The following is a 17,651-nucleotide window of genomic DNA, read 5'->3' as shown; positions in this document are numbered from 1 at the left end:
CGTGGCAGGCTCGGGTGAGGCGGCGCTTCGGTACCGGCATCTGCAGGCGCTGGTGGCTGCACGGGTGGTGCAGCGCATGCTGACTGTCTGGCGCGGGCTGGTGAATCCGGCGAATGTCGATGCGTCGTGGCCAGCCGTCCGGGCCGCTCTGGTTCCCCTGATGCTTCACGGCAGGGCGGAATCTGCTGCTCTCGCGCGCACGACGTACATGGCGGCACGTCGGGACGCGGGCATCTTGGACGGGCACTTTCGCCCGCCAGAACCTGCGCTGCTGTCTTTGTCCCGTCTTGAGTCCTCCTTGGACGTCACCGGGCCTGTCGAGTTCAAGAGGTCCATCGCAGCAGGCAAGTCTCCGCAACAGGCAATGGATGCAGCTGCAGTGCGTATGAGCGGTTCGACGCAGTACCTCGTTCTCGAGGGCGGCCGGGACGTCATGCAGCGAGCCATCCAGCATGACGAGGCGGCGACGGGCTACGCCCGCGTTACTGACGCTGATCCGTGCGCCTGGTGCGCGATGCTGGCCAGCCGCGGCCCGGTCTACAAGACGGCCAAGACTGCTGGCGACCCGCGAGCCGGCGCCGAGCGCTGGCACGACCACTGTGCTTGCGAGGCGTGGCCGGCTTTCACGCTGCAGGAGGAGTTTGTCGGCATCGCCGACAAGCTGTACGAGGACTGGCTTCGCGAGACCCGTGGCACGGGCGGCAGAGACGCAGTCAACGCCTTTCGCCGTTGGTGGGAGTCCGAAGGCCGGGCTGGCTACGCGGCGCCGGAACGCTCAGGCGGCCGAGAAAGGTGACCGTTGATGCAGTCGTCGGCTATGGATACGTGACCGATGGTGCAGGACGGCAATGCCTCAAGCATAAGTGTGGGCGGGGATTTACCCAGGGCTGAGGTTGTGTTGTTGCCCAGCCCTGGGCGTGTGTTCAGGTGCGGGGCTCGACTCGAACGAGGCGAACCGGCTGGCCGTCGAGGATGAGGTCGTCCGGGGATGCAGCCGAGTCGTCGCTGTCTCGAGTCGGTGCCAGAGTGATCTGGAAGTCGTGAAGCGCGGTTCGGATGCGGTCGGGCAGGGAGTCGAAGTCGGTGACCTCGCTCGGGTCGGCCGAGAGACAGAGCCGAGCTTCGCGGGGGGTGTCGATGCCGGTGACAGTGGCGTCCACGACGCCGTCCAGGCCCGCCTCGGACAGGGCCTTGCGGGCGGAGTCCTGCAGGGCAACGGCGGCGAGGAACTGCAGGACCTGGTCGCGTCCGAAGACGGGCGCGACGATGCGGTGGATCTCTTTGGCGGAGATCTCATCCTCGCGCCAGGCCCGCTCGATCTCCTCGACCAGGAGGTCTCGCTCGCCGAGGATGTTGTCGCGAATCGCCCTGAGGCTTGTGGTGGTGTCCATACCTCCATCATGCGGCCTGAATTCAGGTCGGTCAATACCTAGGCCGCTCTGAATTCAGGTTTACTGTCCTGGTGGTGATCGAATCGCGCGCTCGCCGGCGGGCTGATCGGTGATCTCGGCCGGCGCCAGTCCACCCTGGGTGAGCAGCTTCTTCCTCACCGCTTGACGAGTTGGGGCGCCCGGGAGGCGCCAGACAACCGAAGTTCCCCGCGCCAGCGGGATCGAAGGGTCGTGCTGGGCACGGCCCTTTTTCCACGCTCGACATGAGGAGGGACCGTGCAGGACACGGCCGACACCCCGCAGGCTGCAGGTCAGTCTGACACCAGCATCGATGAGTCCTCTGCGCAGCAGATGCTTGCTGACGCTATGCAGCAGCCGAGCGCTGAATCTGGCGGCGGAACACCAAGCTCTTCGCCGGCACAGCAGCCGACCGGTTCGGATCCGTGGGCGGATCCTGAGGTGGCTCGTAAGGAGATCGAGAAGCTCCGCAAGGAGGCAGCTGGGTGGCGCACGAAGTATCGCGAGGCTGAGCCGCAGCTGACCGAGTACCAGCAGTGGCGGGAGTCGCAGAAGACCGAGCAGCAGAAGGTCCTCGAAGCCAAGGAAGCAGCTGAACGTGAACTTGGGGACCTGCGGTCGGCGAACGCCCGGCTGCTGGCAGCGGCGATGCACAGCATCCCGCCCGAGCTGATCGACCTGCTGGGGGCAGGAACCGAAGAGGAGATCAACGCGAGGGCTGAGCTGCTGGCTGAACGCCTCAAGGCCGCAGCCGCGCCGTCTGTACCGCTTCCTCAGGCGCCGGGTCGGCCGATTGAGGCGCTGACTCCTGGGGCGGCGCCCGCGTCGAGCACGCCGGCGGCGACGCCGGATCAGTGGATTCGGCAGCTGGCTGGTCGTAAGCCCTGAATGAATCGCAGCACCGGATCTCACCCATGTCCACGGGGCCGGGGCCGCTGCGTACCCGAAAGGAGACCCCGTGGCTACGTACAACTCTCTCATCAGTCGGGATGCCAGCAATGATCCGCTGGTGCCGACCCCGGTCTCGGCGGAGATCATTCAGGAGCTGCCGTCGATGTCGGCGCTGCTGACGCGAGCGAAGCAGATCCCGCTGTCGACGAAGACCCAGCGGCAGCCGGTCCTCGACGTGCTGCCGATCGCCTACTTCGTAGGCGGTGACACTGGGCTGAAGCAGACCACGTCGCAGGACTGGAAGAACGTTGACCTGATCGTCGAGGAGCTCGCGGCAATCGTGCCGATCCCCGAGGCGTACCTGGACGATGCTCAGATGCCGATCTGGGACCAGGTACGGCCGCGTCTCGTCGAGGCGATCGGATCCAAGATCGACGGCGCAGGGCTCTTCGGTACGGACAAGCCTTCCACCTGGCCCACGGCGATCTACCAGTCTGCTGTCGCGGCCGGCAACGTGGTGGTCGCGGGGACAGGCAGCGATTTCGCCGTCGATGTCGCCACCGCGGCGGGCAAGGTCAGCGAGGACGGGTTCGCGATCAACGGCTTCGTCTCCCGGCCGGGCCTGACCTGGAAGCTCAACGGCATTCGCTCGAGCCAGGGCGTGCCGATCTACCAGCCGGACCTGCAGGGGACCCCCGGGGGAACCCTGTACGGGTATCCGATGTCGGAGCTGACCAACGGCGCGTGGGTGAGCTCCGAGGCCGAGCTCATCATGGGTGACTGGTCGAAGGCCATCATCGGCGTCCGGCAGGACATCAGCTTCAAGCTCTTCACCGAGGGCGTCATCAGCGACGACACCGGCAAGGTCATCCTCAACCTGATGCAGCAGGACTCGGTGGCCATGCGTGTCGTCATGCGGGTGGCTTTCGCCACGGCCAATCCGGCGACTCGAGTCAACACCAACTCGGCGACCCGCAGCCCGTTTGCCGTCGTGCAGGCGACGACGCACCAGTCCTGACCCATCGCCTGGCGCCCGCACGCTAGAGGGCGCCAGGCGCCAGGAGAGCGGAGGATTCGGTGCGTGTCCTGGCCATGTTCCACGCCTACCCTCCCGCGCACAACGCGGGTGCGGAATGGGCGGCCCACTCCCTGCTGCGCGAGCTGGCTAGACGCGGGCACCACGTTGACGTCCTCCTGTCCCAGCCGGCAGGGGCCCGGCCGGCTGGGACGGTCCTCGAGTACGAGCTGGACGGCGTGCAGGTCCATCCCTACCGGGGCAAGGCCGATCCGATGCGCTGGATGGCAGGAGACGAGCGGGCCGATGTCATCGTCACCCATCTGGAAAACACCCCACGCGCTTCGATCTTGGGGGACATCAATGCCATCCCGGTCGTGCATCTGCTGCACAACACCTTCGAATTTTCGAAGTCCTGGCTGGTCAAGGGAACACCATCCCTCGTGGTGTACAACACCCGCTGGATGCGGTCAGACGTCGAGCAGTGGTGGGCCCTGCAGCAGGGTGACCGGCCGATGCCCTGGGGCATCACCGTGCACCCTCCAGTGTCGCCGGAGGACTACCAGGCAACGCGCGGCACGCACATCACTCTGATCAACCTGACAGAGGAGAAGGGCGCCAAGGTCTTCTACTCCCTGGCCGCGCGCATGCCGAAGCGCAGATTCCTCGGCGTCATCGGCGGCTACGGGGAACAGATCGTGCGGCGTGACCTGCTGAACGTCGACATCATCGATCACGTGCCTGGCTATGACATGGCCAAGCAGGTCTACAGCCGGACACGGATCCTGCTCATGCCCTCCGCCTACGAGTCCTACGGCCGTGTCGCCGTAGAAGCGATGTGCTCCGGAATCCCTGTGGTCGCACACCCGACACCAGGACTCCAAGAGAGCCTCGGAGAAGCAGGCGCCTTCGCCGACCGCAGCGACCTGGACGCTTGGGAGGCCGCCGTGCGACGACTGACATCACCCAAGGTCTACCCCCAGGCATCCAGAGCAGCCTCGAACCGAGCCGCCGAGCTGGACCCCGCGCCCCTCCTGGACGCCTGGTGCGAAGCCGCACAGGAGGTGGCTCGACGTGGACGCCCTCGCTGATCTCGGTGCCCTCGAGGACCGCCTCGGCCGGCCGCTCACCTCAGCGGAGCAGGGACGAGCCTATGCCCTGCTGGACGACGCCTCGGCACTCGTCCGCGCCTACACGCTCCAGGACTTCACCCGCACCGACAACGACACCGCGCTGGTCCGGGCGCAACAGGGCGAGATCCGACTGCCGCAGCGCCCGGTCATCGCCGTGACCAAAGTCGTTGCCATTGGGGCCGGCGGCGCACCAGACCTCACCGTGGTGGGCTGGATGTGGGACGGCGACGACCTCATCCGCGTCGCGCACAGCTCCCCGGTCATCAACCTGCCCGAGCTTTGGCACGACAACGACGTCGACGCATACCCGGGCACCTACCGAGTGACCTACAGCCACGGCAGCGATGCCGTCCCAGCCGACGTGAAGGCTGTCGTGGCTGGCATGGTGTTAAGAACCCTCACCGCCCCCACCATGGCCGGCGGCGTCACCGGGGAGACGATCGGCCCCTACAGCTACCGGACGGACGGCTCAGGGGTCGGCACCCAGGTGCTGCTGACGGACCTGGACCGGAAGGTCCTGGCCCGGTATCGACGTAGCCAGGCGATGTCGATGGTGAGGCAGCGATGACCAAGGCTCTTCATGTGGTGGCACATGTGCACGCCTATCCGCCCACCCACAATGCCGGGGCCGAGTGGGCGCTGCACGAGATGCTGCGGGCCCTCGTGGCCCGTGGCCACCGGGCCACGGTGTGGCTGTCGCAGTGGACCGACTCGGGTGCCTATGAGATCGATGGTGTGCGCGTCGAGCCGCACGAGCCAGCAGCCTTCGGGCCGGCAGCTGCACGGTCCGACGTTCTGGTGAGCCATCTCGAGAGCGTGCCCCATACAGCGTGCCTGGCCCGCGGGCACGGCGTACCTCTCGTCGTCCTGTGCCACAACACCTTTGACCTGACCTGGCAGCCCCTGACCGATGGCTCAACGGCACTGGCCGTGGTCAATTCCCAGTGGATGCTCGACGAGGCGGAAGGGCGTTTTGCAGGCCGTGAGACGAAGCCTGACCGTGTACTAGTGGTGCGGCCGCCGGTCTGGCCGGGGGAGTACCGCACCAGCCGCGGCGACTGCATCACGCTCGTGAACTGCACCGTGTCCAAGGGGGCAGCACTACTGGGCGAGCTGGCCCGGCGGATGCCGGAGCGAAAGTTCCTGGCTGTTCGGGGCGGCTATGGCGAGCAGCAGCCACCTGAGCTCGACAACGTGCTCGTCCTGGACCACATGCCCGGGCGGGCCATGCGGGACGCTGTGTATGCGCGCACAAGAATCCTGCTGATGCCTTCCGACTACGAATCGTGGGGGCGTGTCGGTGTCGAGGCCATGGCCTCCGGCATTCCAGTCATCGCGCACCCCACAGAGGGCCTCCAGGAATCCCTTGGCCTGGCCGGGGTCTTCTGTGACCGTACCGACCCTGATGCATGGCAGACGGCGATCGAGAAGCTCGATGAACCGGGCGCCTACCGGGCGGCTTCCCGCCGTTCACTGACCCGCTCTCGGGCGCTGGATCCGGCCGGCGATCTCGCCGCCTGGTGTGAGGCCGTGGAGGCGGTGGGGCATGCGCGCGCTGCCGCACGGTGACACGGTCACCATCGTGCGCCGTGGAACTCCGACGCAGGACGCATACGGCAACGACGTACCGGGCCCGGCCATAGAGGTGGACGTGATCGGGTGCGGGGTCGCCCCGCACGACGGGAACGGCAGCGGCGGAAACGAGGTCCTGCAGGCTCGCGACACGGTCATCACCGGTCTGACGCTGTATGCGCCGGCTGGCACGGACCTGCGAGCCACCGATCAGGTCCGCGTCGCTGGAGTCCTCTATGACGTCGATGGGCCGCCCTCATCGTTCCACTCGCCCTTTACGGGGTCGGCGGGCCCTGTGGTTGCTGCCCTGAAGCGTGTTACAGGCTGACAACTGGTCGAAGGAGGGCTGCTGTGGCTGCACGATTCAGCATGTCGCGTAGGGGCGTCGGCGAGCTGCTGCGGTCGGAAATGATCGAGGCTGAGATGCTGCGGCGTGCCCATCGCATCAAGAGCGCCGCCGAGGGCATCGCCCCGACGGGCCGGCCTCCTGGGGACCGCCACCCGGGCCTGTACAGAGCCTCTGTGGTGGTGACGTCCACACGCCGTGGCGGTCGACGCCGGGACAGAGCTACCGCGACGGTGACCAATACGTCCTTCTACGCCCGGTGGGTGGAGTACGGCACCGAGCGGGTCCCTGCGCAGCACGTCATGCTGCGCGCTGCACAAGCCGCGGGGAACTGACGATGACGTGGCCTGACGTCGAGGTCGAGCTGGTGGCGTGGCTGGGCACCGCTCTCGGCGGAGTGCGAGTCCTCACCGAGTTGCCGGCCAACCTCACGGATGTGCTACCAGTCGTGCAGGTGCAGCGGGTCGGGGGTGACGACGACAGCTTCCGCCTGGACCGCGCCTTGGTGGATGTGGACGTCTACGCTGCGAGCCGCGGTGATGCTTCTGAGCTGGCGCGGCGCACTCGTGCATCCCTTGTCGAGAGTCTCCGCGGCACCGCCACTGCGGCGGCGGTGTTCGGCCGTGTGGTCACTGTCGCTGCACCTGCCTGGCGCCCTTACGAGAACACCGGGCTGCGCCGCAGCGGAGCCACCTACGAGCTGTTTTTTCATCCGGTCTCCTGACCGGCCTGGGCCCGCGCCGGACCCGAGTCCTGACCCCACACCATCGAGCGTGGAGTCGTCGCATGTCTGGAGACCAGCATGGTCAACATCACTCGCAGCAGCGACCTGTCTATCGTCGGAGCCAACGGCGGCGGATGGGTGGCGGACCTTGGAACGGCGGCTCCCACGACGCCGCAGACCCAGCCGCTGCCACCGTGGCAGCCGCTGGGTGCCATCTCCGACGACGGCCTCGTCTACGGCTTTGACGAGGCGAGCCAGGAGTTCACCCCGTGGGGGCTGACGTCGCCGTACCGCCGGGCGATCACCAAGTCGGTGCGCACCTTCAAGGTGACGCTATGGGAGACGGCCCGCACTTCGGTGGCATCGATCATGTATCGAATGCCCATTGCGAGCCTGGCACCCAGCGCTGGGCTTACCAGCTTCGCGGAGACCGCGTCACCGGTGCCTGACAAGCGGGCCTGGTGGTTCGTGGTCGTCGACGGCACCAACTACCGGGGCTTCTACGTGCCCCAGGGCGAGGTCACCGACCGCTCCGACGTGACCTTCAAGCAGTCGGAGATGTCCGGCTACCAGGTGACCATCACTGCCTACCCCGACGCGGCCGGCAACACCGTCTACCACTCCGACAGTGTCGCTGCCACACCCGTCTACACCGGGTCCTGAACGGGTGGGTGGGCCGCCAACCGTCGGCGCGGGCCCGGCCCACCCACCTCCCCTCACCCCCCGCGCCCTAACGAGAAAGGCCCGCGCCCATGCCCACTCCCGTCACCCCCGCCGAAGCCCAGGAAGCCGAGGCCCTCGAACCGAGCTACCTCACTGTCCAGCTCACCGGCTACGACGGCACCACGGACGACGTCCGCGCACTTCCAGCCGGCCGCTGGCGCGCCTCGGCGCTGCGCGCCCTCAACCGTGGTGACCTCGATGCCTTTATGCGGCTGGTCCTCCACAAAGAGGACTACGACCGTTACGAGGAACTGGATCCTGACGCCGAGAGCATTGGTGCGTTCGCATCGGATGTCGCCGAAGCCAGCGGGGAGGCCCTGGGGAAATCCGCTGGACCGCGTCGATCCTCGAGGAGCACGCGGAAGCGGTAGAAGCCGACCTCCTTGAGCGGGGCATCGACGTCCTGGACCTGCACCGAGGGCGCATCACCTGGCGCCGGCTCCGGGTGGTGATCCAACACTTGCCGCCTGAGTCGGCCACGATGACCGCCCTGCGCAACGCCATGGACGACGAGCAGCTGGATGAGATGGCCGAGCGCGGCGAGCCGGAGACGGCCCGCTGGTCCCAGCTGGAGCAGCTCACCGCCGCCCTCATCGACGCGGTACGCCGCGTGGAATACGTGCTGATCTGCGCCAACACCGACAGCAAATCACAGCGACCTGAGGCTCCTGAGCCTGTCCCCAGGCCTGGGGCGAGGCCACGTTCACGGAGGCCGCAGCTCTCCGAAGAGAGCGCGGAGAAGCTGTTCGAGCTCATTAACGGAGGCGCCTAGCGCAGACGGGAGGCGACTCCCGTGGCGATCAGCGTTGGCTCTGTCGAGGTCGACGTCGTCCCCAACACGCGCGGTATCTACCAGCGGCTCAGGGACGGCATCGTCCCTGCCGCGACCCGGGCGGGGGAGGAGGCCGGCCAGGCCGCCGGTCGAGCCTTCGGACCGGCGATGCAGGGCCAGGTCGGTGACCTCGGACTCCGCGTCGGGGAGCAGATCGGCCAGCAGGTCGCCAACCGGATCGCGGCCGCAGTACGGGACTCGCTGCGCGAGGGCATCACGCGGGCCGGACAGGAAGCCCGGCCCGCAGCCATCCGCCAGGGCGACGAAGCCGGTGGTGCCTTCTCCCGTGCCCTGAAGACCCGCCTCGAGGCCGCCTTTCGGTCCCTGCCTCACCTGCAGATCGGCGCCGATACCTCCGAAGCAGACGCAGACCTGCAGGCGCTGCGTGTGCGCATGCAGGCTCTGGCTGATCGGCGGATCGGCATCGACATCTCCGCCGAGGACGCCAAAGCAGAGATCCACCTGATCCAGGCGGAGCTCACCCGGCTCGGTGCCGAACACCCGAACATTCAGGTCCGTGCTGACACCGCTGCAGCGCAGGCGCAGCTTGCGGCGGTGCTCGCGGCGATCGAGGCCGTCGACGCGCGCAGCCCCGACGTGCGTGTGGATGTCGACATCTCCGGGGCCATGGCGGCGCTGGTTCAGCTGTCAGTCGCCCTGGCAGCGGTAGGCGCCATCCCGGCCATTCCCATAGCGGCAGCCGGTCTCGGCGCGCTGGCCGCATCAGCAACGGCGGCGGGCGTCGGCGTAGGGGCGCTGGCCGCTGTTGCCATCCCCGCTCTGTCCGGTATCCGTAACGCGCTGGAGGCTCAGAAGGCGGCGCAGAACGCGGCGACAGTCGCGAACGAGGCCGGCGGGCAGGCGGCATCCCAGGCAGCGTCGAAGGCCCTGCAGCTTGCTGGCGCGCAGCAGGCCCTGGCGACCGCCGAGCGCAATGGGGCCCGGCAGATCGCTCAAGCTCAGGCGCAGGTTGTCCAAGCCCGGCAGGCAGCAGCCGACGCGGTTCAGCAGGCGGCGCAGCGTAACGGTCAGGCTTCTCGTGCGGTCCAGGATGCCGAGAAGCAGCTCACTGCGGCACAGAAAGATGCCCGCAGGGCGCAGGTTGACCTGACGGAGGCCCGCAAGCAGGCCGCCCAGGAGCTCGAGGATCTCGCCAACCGATACATCGATTCTCAGCTGTCGCAGCGCGATGCAGCGCTGTCGCTGCAGCAGGCGCAGCTCGAGCTGCAGCGGACGATAGCCGACCCGAAGGCCAGTGAGCTGCAGCGCGCCCAGGCGCAGCTGGCCTATGACCAGGCGGTACAGAGGCTGCGGGAGCAGACCACTGAGACCAAGCGCCTGAAGGACCAGCAGGCCGCCGCGGCTAAGTCCGGAGTCGAGGGCTCCAAGACGGTGCAGCAGGCACAGGAGCGGCTGGCCCAGGCCCAGCAGCAGGTCGCCGACCGGGCGCAGGCCGTGCGCGACGCCCAAGCGGAGGCGGCTCGCGTGCAGGTGCAGACGTCTCGGCAGGTGGCAGAGGCCCAGCGTCGCGTATCTGAGGCGACCCGCAACGTTGCAGTCGCGCAGCAGAACGCTGCCGATGCGGTGGCGTCTGCTCAACGGCAGATTCAGTCCGCGCAACTGTCCACCGCCTCAAGCGTGTCGAAGGCGGCGACGGCACAGGACAAGTACCAGGCTGCCCTCGCAAAGCTGTCGCCAGCGGCACGAGAGACGTATCAGGCGTTCATCAACCTTCGTGGCGCCTTCACAACATGGTCGGCGTCCCTTCAGCCGGCAGTGCTCCCGTTGTTCACGCGCGCTCTTGACGGTGTACGCAATAGTCTGCCGGGGCTGACCCCGATTGTTCTTGCAGCAGCGCGAGCCGTGGGCGTTCTGCAAGACAAGGTCTCGGCTGGATTCAAAACGCCGTGGTGGAAGTCTTTCAAGCAAGACATGGCCGCCTCCGTGGAGCCATCCATCGTCGGCCTAGGCGTCAGCTTTGGACACATATTCCAAGGCATGGCAGGTGTCATTCAGGCTTTCCTGCCCCATCTTGACGACATCAGCAACCGTGCAGAGCGCGTCACCGGAAAGTTTGCTGACTGGGGTACGCGACTCAAAGGCAGCCCCGCCTTCGAGAAGTTCCTGGCATATATGGCCCAGCAGGCGCCGATACTTGGCGAAACGCTGGGGAAACTCGGCGGTGGACTCCTCGACGTCGGCAGAGCCCTGTCGCCACTTAGTGGGCCGGTACTCAAAGCCGTCGGACTTCTCGCCGACGACATTGGTTGGCTGGCCCAGAACTTGCCGGGAGTTTTTCAGGGGGTCTATGTCCTCTTCCTCACGACGAAGGCGTGGGCGCTAGCTCAACTTGGGGTCAACGCTGGCATGCGGGCCTACCAGGGGCTCGTTATCTTTGCGACGCTCCTCACTGACGGATGGGCTGCCGCTATCGCCGCGGCCAGCGTGGCATTCGACGCCAACCCGATCTTCGTGGTCGTGTCGTTGGTGCTGGGTGCGCTGGCCCTTCTCGTCGCGGGCGTCATTTATGCCTGGAATCACTGGGCTTGGTTTCGTGACGCCGTACTCGCTGTCTGGTCTGCAATCCAGTCGGCAGCGCTCTGGGCCTGGACAAACGTACTGCAGCCTGTCTTCTCGGCGTTGGCTGGAGCAGCTCGCGCAGTCGGAACTGCCGCCGTATGGCTCTGGCAAAATGCCATTCAGCCAGCGTTCGAAGCCATCTCTTTGTTGGCTCGGACTCTGCTCGCTGTCGTCGTCGTTGCCGTACTCACGCCTATCTACCTGGCGATCAAGCTGGTCGGAGCAATCGCCATGTGGCTGTGGACGAACGTCATACAGCCAGCGTTCGAAGGCATTGCGGCAGTGGCAATCTGGCTCTGGCAAAACGCAATTTTGCCTGCAGCCAACGGGATTGGCGGCCTCTTGCGCGGGCTGGCAAACACGGCTCTTTGGCTATGGCGTAATGCCCTACAACCCGCCTTCGAGGGAATCGCCTCCGTGGCCGAGTGGCTATGGCGTAACGCTATCGCGCCCGCCTTCCATGGAATATCCGACGTCGTCGGATCCGTGTGGCGCGACGGAATCCGACCGGCCTTCGGCGCCATCCGCTCAGGCATCAGTGCGGTGGCAGACTCCTTCGACGTCGGCGTCGGCTACATAGGTAGCATCTGGGACACCATCCGCGACAAGACCCGCCGCCCAGTCCAGTGGGTCATCGACGTCGTATACAACAACGGGATCCGGGCGATCTGGAACAAAGTCGCGGACTTCCTGGACCTCGGCCACCTCGACGTCGTGCGCTACGCCGGAGGCGGTACCGTCCCCGGCTACGCCCCACGGCAGGACATCGTTCCGGCGCTGCTCTCCCCTGGAGAAGGCGTACTTGTACCGGAAACGGTCCGAGCCCTCGGTGGCGCTCCGGCGATTGCCGCGTTGAACGCCTGGGGGCGGGGCGGCATGCCGCAGTACGCGGCCGGCGGCATCGTCCAGCACTTCGACTTTGGCGGCATCGTCTCCGATCTGTGGGACAGTGCCAAAAGCGGCGTCAAGACCATCGGCGGCTGGGCTGGGGACGCCTGGGACCTGGTGACTCATCCCAAGGACATCTGGACGAAGGCTATCGCCCCGGTTCTCTCCAAGATCGACCAGGTGGGTCACAGTCGCTGGGCGCAAGCCATCGGCAAAATCCCCCGCAAAATGATCGAAGGACTCGAAGCCAAGCTCGTCAACAGCGTGAAGGACGTCTTTGGCGGCATCGGAGATTTCCTCACCGGAGGCGGCGGGGGCGGCGGCGTCACCCGCTGGACCGGTGTTGTCCAGCAGGCGCTCCGGCTCCTGGGCCAACCTCTCGAATATACCGGAATCACCCTGCGTCGCATGGAGCAGGAGTCCGGCGGCAACCCGGCGATCGTCAACAAATGGGACTCCAATTGGATCGCCGGAACACCCTCGGTCGGCCTCATGCAGGTCATCGGTCCGACCTTCGACGCCTACGCCGGGCCTTTCCGCAACACGGGCCCCTTCCTCTACGGCGTCTCGGTCAACCCGCTCGCCAACGTCGTGGCTTCGATGAGGTATGCCCTTGCTGCCTACGGATCGCTGCCGGCTGCCTACAACCGCGCTGGAGGATACGACTCGGGCGGCTACTTGCAGCCGGGTCTGAACCTTGCCTACAACGGCACCGGGCGGCCAGAGCCGGTATTCACGACTCAGCAAGCCAACGCCCTCATGAGGCTCGCAGGCGACCCCGGTGCTGGGGTGGGCGACCTGCGTGTCCAGATCTACGTCGGTGACCGCGAGATCACAGACATTGCGAGAGCTGAAGTCAGGCGATCCAACGGCGAATTGGTGCAGACCCTGCTCGCTGGACGGAGGTGAGGCATGGCGATCCCCGGCAACTTCTTGTCGGCGACGACCGAATCCGTTGACCCGAACACCAGCGGGTGGGTCGCGAAGCTCAACTGCAGCATCAGCCTGGGAAGCGGTGGGCGCAACGGTGACGGTTGCCTGGCCGTGAAGTCCACCGCCTCCGGTGAGATGCAAGCTCGCACCGTCTCCTCTTACGCAGTCACGCCCGGCACCGTCTACCACGCATTCTGCGATGCGTCGGGCGCCACAGTGCCCGAGCGCATCGGCATCCGGTGGCTCGACGCCTCCAATGTTGAGCTCAGCATCACCTGGTCACTGATCACGTCATCGGCAAGCGCCACCTGGCACCGCATCGCAGTAGCCGGAGCTGCCCCAGCAAACGCATCACGCGCCCAGGTCGTCGTATCGTCCACACCCGCAGCCAGCAACGTCTTCTCCTACTACGAGAACTTCTACCTGGGCTATCCCCTCACCACGACCGGTAATCTCTTTGCCTTCAATACCGAGTCGTCCGAGATCGACGTCAGCGGCTGGTTGAACGAGGTCAATTGCACCTTGACGCGACAGGTGCCACCGGTCTCCTGGGCAGTCGACTACTACCTCGCCGGCGGTCACACCATCGCCATGACCGCCACTGCCAACGGCAACGCCTCAACGCGGTCAACGGACAGGCCGGCCGCGACCCCCGGCGTGGAGTACGTGGCGTACTGCTATCTCAACCCACCTACGTCCTCATCCAACGCCTGGGTCGAGCTGCGCTTCTACAACGCTAGCGGCGTCCAGATCCAGGCCACGCGCGGTAGCCTCGCGGCCCCGGGGACCGGCTGGTATCGCCAATACGCCTCGGCGGTGGCACCGGCTGGCACGGCCTCATGCTCCATTGCCGCTGGTGTCGACTCAGCCACCGCTGGCCAGGTGCTGCGGATCGAGGGCGCTGTCGTCACCACCGCGCCTGTCCTGCGAACCGGGTCGGTGTTGCCTTACGCCGACGCCTCCTTCGAACAAGGCGTGGCCGGCTGGACGGTCACTTCCGGCGTCGCCACCGTCACCCGCTCCACCCCGTGGGGCACCTACTTCTGGGATGGCGCCTACACAGGCACCGTCACCTCCAGCACCGCCACGACAAGCACCATCCGGTCTGCCAGATTCGCTTTGCCCTCTGGTGCCGGCGGCGGCACGTTCAGCATTGAGGTCTATAGCCAAGTCACCGCTGGCGGTTTCACGCTGTCCAGGGGCATCAGGTGGTACGACGCCGCCAACACCGACCTGGGCCTCACTGCCAACGCCGTCGCTGCGATCCCCACCCCGGGCTGGTGGCGACTCGCCGACAACTTCACCGCGCCGGCCACTGCCACGCAGGCCGCTATCGAGTACACCGTCACAGCGACCTCGACAAGCAGCGTGTGGCGTATCGACTCCGCCGCCTTGTGGCAGTCACTACCCCCCACGGAAGTGGACGCGCACGACAACACTGCCAGCATCACCCTGACCCTGCGCGAGCTGACCGTTGGACAGCTGATCACGGTCTACCGTGTCACTCCGGACGGCACACGGACTCTGGTACGCGGCCCGAGCGGCCTGCTCAGTCTCACTCCGATCACCACCGACCAGATGGTGATCGAGGACTACGAGGCACCCATCGGGACCGAGGTCTACTACTACATCGAGACCCGAGTCACCAGCTCCTCCGTGCCCGCCTACCGCACCAGCAACGCGGTCACCCTCACCGCCGGCGATATCAACCTGTGCTGGCTCAAAGACCCTGCTCAGCCGCAACGCAACGCCCGATTCATGGTTGTTTCGCCGCCGGATTGGAAGCGGCCGATTGCCCAGGCGACGTACCGGGTGCGTGGGCGCCGTAACCCCGTGGTGCTGTCTGACGTGCGCGGCGGGCTCCAAGGGAACCTGGTGCTATGGACGCGCACGGATGACGAAGCCGCAGCTTTGCACTGGCTGCTCGAGTCCGGCGACACGCTGCTGTGGCAGTCGGTCCCCGGCGTGCACGAGACCGACCTGTACGTGACGGTCGGCGACGTCGGGCTACCTCGCGTCGTGAATCGTGCGACTGAGGAGTGGCGTGAGTGGACGCTGCCCCTCACCCAGGTCGATATGCCTAGCTCCATCGGCGTGGCCGGCTCGGCCGGACGGACCTGGCAAGACGTGCTCACAGGCTTCACCGCCTGGCAAGGCGTTCTCGACACCTACGCCGACTGGAATGCGGTCCTCTTCGACATCCGTGCGGGAGGCTGACGATGTATCCGGTCTCCAGCCGCTTCCTAGCAGCTCTGACAGAGTCCGGAACGGTAGTTAGCACCGTCGACCTGTTCCGCACAGACGGGCGCGTCGAGCGCCTGGAGCACACCGGCGGATCCGTCACCGTCGACCGCGGGCAGGCCATTCGCCGCACCTGCACCGTCACCCTCGCCGACACCGCTCTGATTCCACGGACGCCCACCGACAAGCTAGCCGTGTACGGGGCACAGCTACGGATCAGTCGAGGCATCCAGTACTCCGATGGCTCCACCGAGCTGGTGCCGCTCGGCATCTTCCGCGTCGACTCCGTCACCGGCGACCCCGACTACGGGCCCGTCACCATCAGCGGCAAGTCCTTGGAATGCTTTATCGCCGACGACAAGTTCACCGCCCCCTACCGGGCGAGTGGCACCGCCATCGGCGCCATCACCACGCTGGTCCAGCGCAGTCTCCCGACCGCCTCGGTGGTAAGCACCGTCACCGACACTGCCATCGGGCCGCGCACCTGGGACATCGAGGGCGACCCGTGGGCTGCGGTGCAGGAGCTGGCCGCGGCCCTCGGCGCCGAGTGCTACACCGACCCCGACGGCGTCTTCACCGTCGCCGTCCTCCCTGACCTGCTCACCGCGGCGCCCGTGTGGACTATTGCGGCGGGAGAAGGTGGCGCGCTGATCAACGCCACACGCGGCATGAAGAGCGACAGGGTGTACAACGCTGTCCTGGCCCGCGGGGAGAACACCGAGACCAACTCGCCGCCAGTGAGCGCGCTGGTAACCGACAACGACCCCACGAGCCCAACCTACTGGGGCGGTCCCTTCGGACGCCGGCCGACCTTCTACAGCTCCTCGACCCTCACCACCACCGCCGCCTGCACGGCGGCCGCCACCCTCAAGCTGCGGGCGGCCATGGCCCCCAACGCCACCGGCGATCTCTCGTCGCTGCCCAATCCCGCACTCCTGCCTGGAGACGTGCTGCGGGTCGTGTACGCCAACGGTACGCGCGAGCTGCACCAGATCCAGGGCCTGACGGTGCCGCTATCGGAAAACGGCGTTTTCCCGATCACCACGATCAGCGCGAAGGAGGACGCATGACCTCCTCCTCGTCGATGGCGGTCCACGCCGAGCTGGCCGACGCGATCCTCACCGGCTCCGTCCAGGCTGCCGCGGCGACACCAGCTGTGCGCGGTGCGGACTGGCGACTCACGGTCGTCTCCACTATCGGTACTGACGGCACCGTTACAACCAGCGACAGCATCACCGCCCGCCGTCTGGACACCTACACGAACCCGACGGTCGGTGACCAGATCGTCTTGATGCGCTCTAGCTCCGGGAACTGGGTCACCCCCGGCCGCACCGCACCAGCGACGACTGCGGGCACCTGGCAGACCCTGAGCCTCGCCTCCGGCTGGAGCACGTTCTCGTCGGCGTACTACACCTGCGCGTACCGCATCAACGGCGACGGCACGGCGAGCCTCAGCGGACTCGCCCGGGCGCCCGCCTCGACCACCGGCACCGCCACCGTCGGCACCCTCCCGGCCGCCGCCACCCCATCCAAACGGGCCCGGCACGTCACCGAAGTCGCCGTCGGTGTCTTCGGCGTGCTCGACATCAACGCCGACGGCACGGTCCAGATCACCGACTACAGCGGCACCGCGAGCTGGGCAGCCCTCGACGTCGCCACCCGCTACCGGCTCACCTAGGAGGTGACCTGTGCCCACCACCGATGCCTACGGCCAGGGCGTGCAGATCGCCACCCTCACCGATGCCCCCAACGCCGCAACCTTGGCGTTCAACCTCGCCGACCCAATCGTCCAGCGGACCATCATGCGCTTTGCGAGCGCGTCCGCACGCAACGCCACCCTCACTTCTCCCGTCGAGGGCATGACGACGTGGCTGCAGGACGTGAACTCGCTCGAGGTCTACGACGGCAGTAGCTGGAGGCAGGTCTTTTACGGGGCCACGGCCTGGAGCACCTACACGCCCACGTGGTCCGCTACGACGACCAACCCGTCATTGGGGAACGGCACGCTCGTAGGGAGCTATCTGATCACCGGCAAGATCTGCCACGTCAGCATCATGCTGACCATCGGATCCACGACCAACAAGGGATCAGGGGCCTACCGCCTCAGCCTGCCAGTCGCGACCGCCAACACGAGCTGTCCTGGCGTGCTTGGCGCCAGCTTCTCCCGCAGTGGGTCACCCAACCACGGCCCCGGCGATTCCCCGCTCTTTGCAAGCGCCGCAACGACCGATGACATCTGGTTCCCCAACATATCCGTCATCGGTGACTACGACGTGTGGACGGAGTCGGTGCCCTGGTCACCAGCTGCCGGAAACGTTTTCCGAATCTACGGCACCTACCAGACTGCCTGAAAGAATAGAGACC

17 protein-coding genes are annotated in these 17,651 nt (G+C 66.6%); 16 read left to right on the top strand and 1 reads right to left on the bottom strand.

Features of this window, described 5'->3' with window-relative positions:
- Position 1: 1 nt before the first annotated feature.
- Positions 2–796, top strand: coding sequence for a VG15 protein (locus tag AC27L3_RS25525; RefSeq protein ID WP_487236394.1), 795 nt, complete (start codon positions 2–4; stop codon positions 794–796).
- 127 nt (positions 797–923) lie between these two features.
- Here AC27L3_RS25525 and AC27L3_RS25520 read toward each other — a convergent pair whose 3' ends face one another.
- A complete protein-coding gene (locus AC27L3_RS25520; protein WP_487236393.1) occupies positions 924–1,391 on the bottom strand; it encodes a hypothetical protein in 468 nt (155 codons plus the stop codon).
- 276 nt (positions 1,392–1,667) lie between these two features.
- On the opposite strand from AC27L3_RS25520, the gene AC27L3_RS25515 reads away from it, so the two are divergent.
- The 15 genes from AC27L3_RS25515 (at position 1,668) to AC27L3_RS25445 (ending at position 17,638) form a co-directional block, all read left to right on the top strand.
- Entirely contained in the window at positions 1,668–2,297 is a 630-nt protein-coding gene (locus AC27L3_RS25515; RefSeq protein WP_487236392.1) for a hypothetical protein, read from the top strand.
- Positions 2,298–2,367: 70 nt separating this feature from the next.
- The gene (locus AC27L3_RS25510) at positions 2,368–3,318 is read left to right on the top strand and encodes a phage major capsid protein (protein WP_487236391.1); all 951 of its coding nucleotides are present in this window, start codon (positions 2,368–2,370) and stop codon (positions 3,316–3,318) included.
- Between the two features lie 59 nt (positions 3,319–3,377).
- Positions 3,378–4,406 carry a glycosyltransferase family 4 protein gene (locus tag AC27L3_RS25505; protein ID WP_487236390.1) on the top strand — a complete coding sequence of 343 codons (1,029 nt, stop codon included), beginning with the start codon at positions 3,378–3,380 and terminating at the stop codon, positions 4,404–4,406.
- The gene (locus tag AC27L3_RS25500) at positions 4,390–5,016 is read left to right on the top strand and encodes a hypothetical protein (RefSeq protein WP_487236389.1); all 627 of its coding nucleotides are present in this window, start codon (positions 4,390–4,392) and stop codon (positions 5,014–5,016) included. The genes AC27L3_RS25505 and AC27L3_RS25500 overlap by 17 nt, the downstream gene beginning before the upstream one ends.
- Positions 5,013–6,017 carry a glycosyltransferase family 4 protein gene (locus AC27L3_RS25495; protein ID WP_487236388.1) on the top strand — a complete coding sequence of 335 codons (1,005 nt, stop codon included), beginning with the start codon at positions 5,013–5,015 and terminating at the stop codon, positions 6,015–6,017. Before AC27L3_RS25500 ends, AC27L3_RS25495 begins: the two co-directional genes overlap by 4 nt.
- Positions 5,995–6,348 carry a hypothetical protein gene (locus AC27L3_RS25490; protein WP_487236387.1) on the top strand — a complete coding sequence of 118 codons (354 nt, stop codon included), beginning with the start codon at positions 5,995–5,997 and terminating at the stop codon, positions 6,346–6,348. The genes AC27L3_RS25495 and AC27L3_RS25490 overlap by 23 nt, the downstream gene beginning before the upstream one ends.
- A gap of 355 nt (positions 6,349–6,703) precedes the next feature.
- The gene (locus AC27L3_RS25485; RefSeq protein ID WP_487236386.1) at positions 6,704–7,090 is read left to right on the top strand and encodes a phage tail termination protein; all 387 of its coding nucleotides are present in this window, start codon (positions 6,704–6,706) and stop codon (positions 7,088–7,090) included.
- 78 nt (positions 7,091–7,168) lie between these two features.
- Positions 7,169–7,753, top strand: coding sequence for a phage tail tube protein (locus AC27L3_RS25480; RefSeq protein WP_487236385.1), 585 nt, complete (start codon positions 7,169–7,171; stop codon positions 7,751–7,753).
- Positions 7,754–7,842: 89 nt separating this feature from the next.
- On the top strand, positions 7,843–8,184 hold the full coding sequence (locus tag AC27L3_RS25475) for a hypothetical protein (protein WP_487236384.1): 342 nt from the start codon (positions 7,843–7,845) through the stop codon (positions 8,182–8,184).
- Between the two features lie 110 nt (positions 8,185–8,294).
- Complete coding sequence (locus tag AC27L3_RS25470; RefSeq protein WP_487236383.1) at positions 8,295–8,585, top strand: hypothetical protein; 291 nt, start codon at positions 8,295–8,297, stop codon at positions 8,583–8,585.
- Between the two features lie 21 nt (positions 8,586–8,606).
- Positions 8,607–13,022 carry a hypothetical protein gene (locus AC27L3_RS25465; RefSeq protein ID WP_487236382.1) on the top strand — a complete coding sequence of 1,472 codons (4,416 nt, stop codon included), beginning with the start codon at positions 8,607–8,609 and terminating at the stop codon, positions 13,020–13,022.
- 3 nt (positions 13,023–13,025) lie between these two features.
- Complete coding sequence (locus tag AC27L3_RS25460) at positions 13,026–15,263, top strand: hypothetical protein (protein ID WP_487236381.1); 2,238 nt, start codon at positions 13,026–13,028, stop codon at positions 15,261–15,263.
- A 2-nt stretch (positions 15,264–15,265) separates the two neighbouring features.
- Positions 15,266–16,357 (top strand): DUF5047 domain-containing protein, encoded by a 1,092-nt coding sequence (locus AC27L3_RS25455; protein WP_487236380.1) that lies wholly within the window; start codon positions 15,266–15,268, stop codon positions 16,355–16,357.
- On the top strand, positions 16,354–16,965 hold the full coding sequence (locus AC27L3_RS25450) for a hypothetical protein (protein WP_487236379.1): 612 nt from the start codon (positions 16,354–16,356) through the stop codon (positions 16,963–16,965). The genes AC27L3_RS25455 and AC27L3_RS25450 overlap by 4 nt, the downstream gene beginning before the upstream one ends.
- Positions 16,966–16,975: 10 nt before the next feature.
- Positions 16,976–17,638, top strand: a complete 663-nt coding sequence (locus tag AC27L3_RS25445) for a hypothetical protein (protein WP_487236378.1) — start codon at positions 16,976–16,978, stop codon at positions 17,636–17,638.
- The last annotated feature ends 13 nt before the right edge of the window (positions 17,639–17,651 follow it).

The organism is Streptomyces sp. PKA51, from assembly GCF_057552455.1.
Note: the sequence above shows the minus strand (reverse complement) of the source record. Positions and strands in the feature narration are given on the sequence as shown.

Coding starts and splice junctions, on each gene's coding strand:
- AC27L3_RS25520 (WP_487236393.1), bottom strand. CDS start 1,391: ATGGACACCACCACAAGCCTCAGGGCGATTCGCGACAACATCCTCGGC.
- AC27L3_RS25470 (WP_487236383.1), top strand. CDS start 8,295: ATGACCGCCCTGCGCAACGCCATGGACGACGAGCAGCTGGATGAGATG.
- AC27L3_RS25480 (WP_487236385.1), top strand. CDS start 7,169: ATGGTCAACATCACTCGCAGCAGCGACCTGTCTATCGTCGGAGCCAAC.
- AC27L3_RS25490 (WP_487236387.1), top strand. CDS start 5,995: ATGCGCGCGCTGCCGCACGGTGACACGGTCACCATCGTGCGCCGTGGA.
- AC27L3_RS25495 (WP_487236388.1), top strand. CDS start 5,013: ATGACCAAGGCTCTTCATGTGGTGGCACATGTGCACGCCTATCCGCCC.
- AC27L3_RS25475 (WP_487236384.1), top strand. CDS start 7,843: ATGCCCACTCCCGTCACCCCCGCCGAAGCCCAGGAAGCCGAGGCCCTC.
- AC27L3_RS25485 (WP_487236386.1), top strand. CDS start 6,704: ATGACGTGGCCTGACGTCGAGGTCGAGCTGGTGGCGTGGCTGGGCACC.
- AC27L3_RS25450 (WP_487236379.1), top strand. CDS start 16,354: ATGACCTCCTCCTCGTCGATGGCGGTCCACGCCGAGCTGGCCGACGCG.
- AC27L3_RS25455 (WP_487236380.1), top strand. CDS start 15,266: ATGTATCCGGTCTCCAGCCGCTTCCTAGCAGCTCTGACAGAGTCCGGA.
- AC27L3_RS25460 (WP_487236381.1), top strand. CDS start 13,026: ATGGCGATCCCCGGCAACTTCTTGTCGGCGACGACCGAATCCGTTGAC.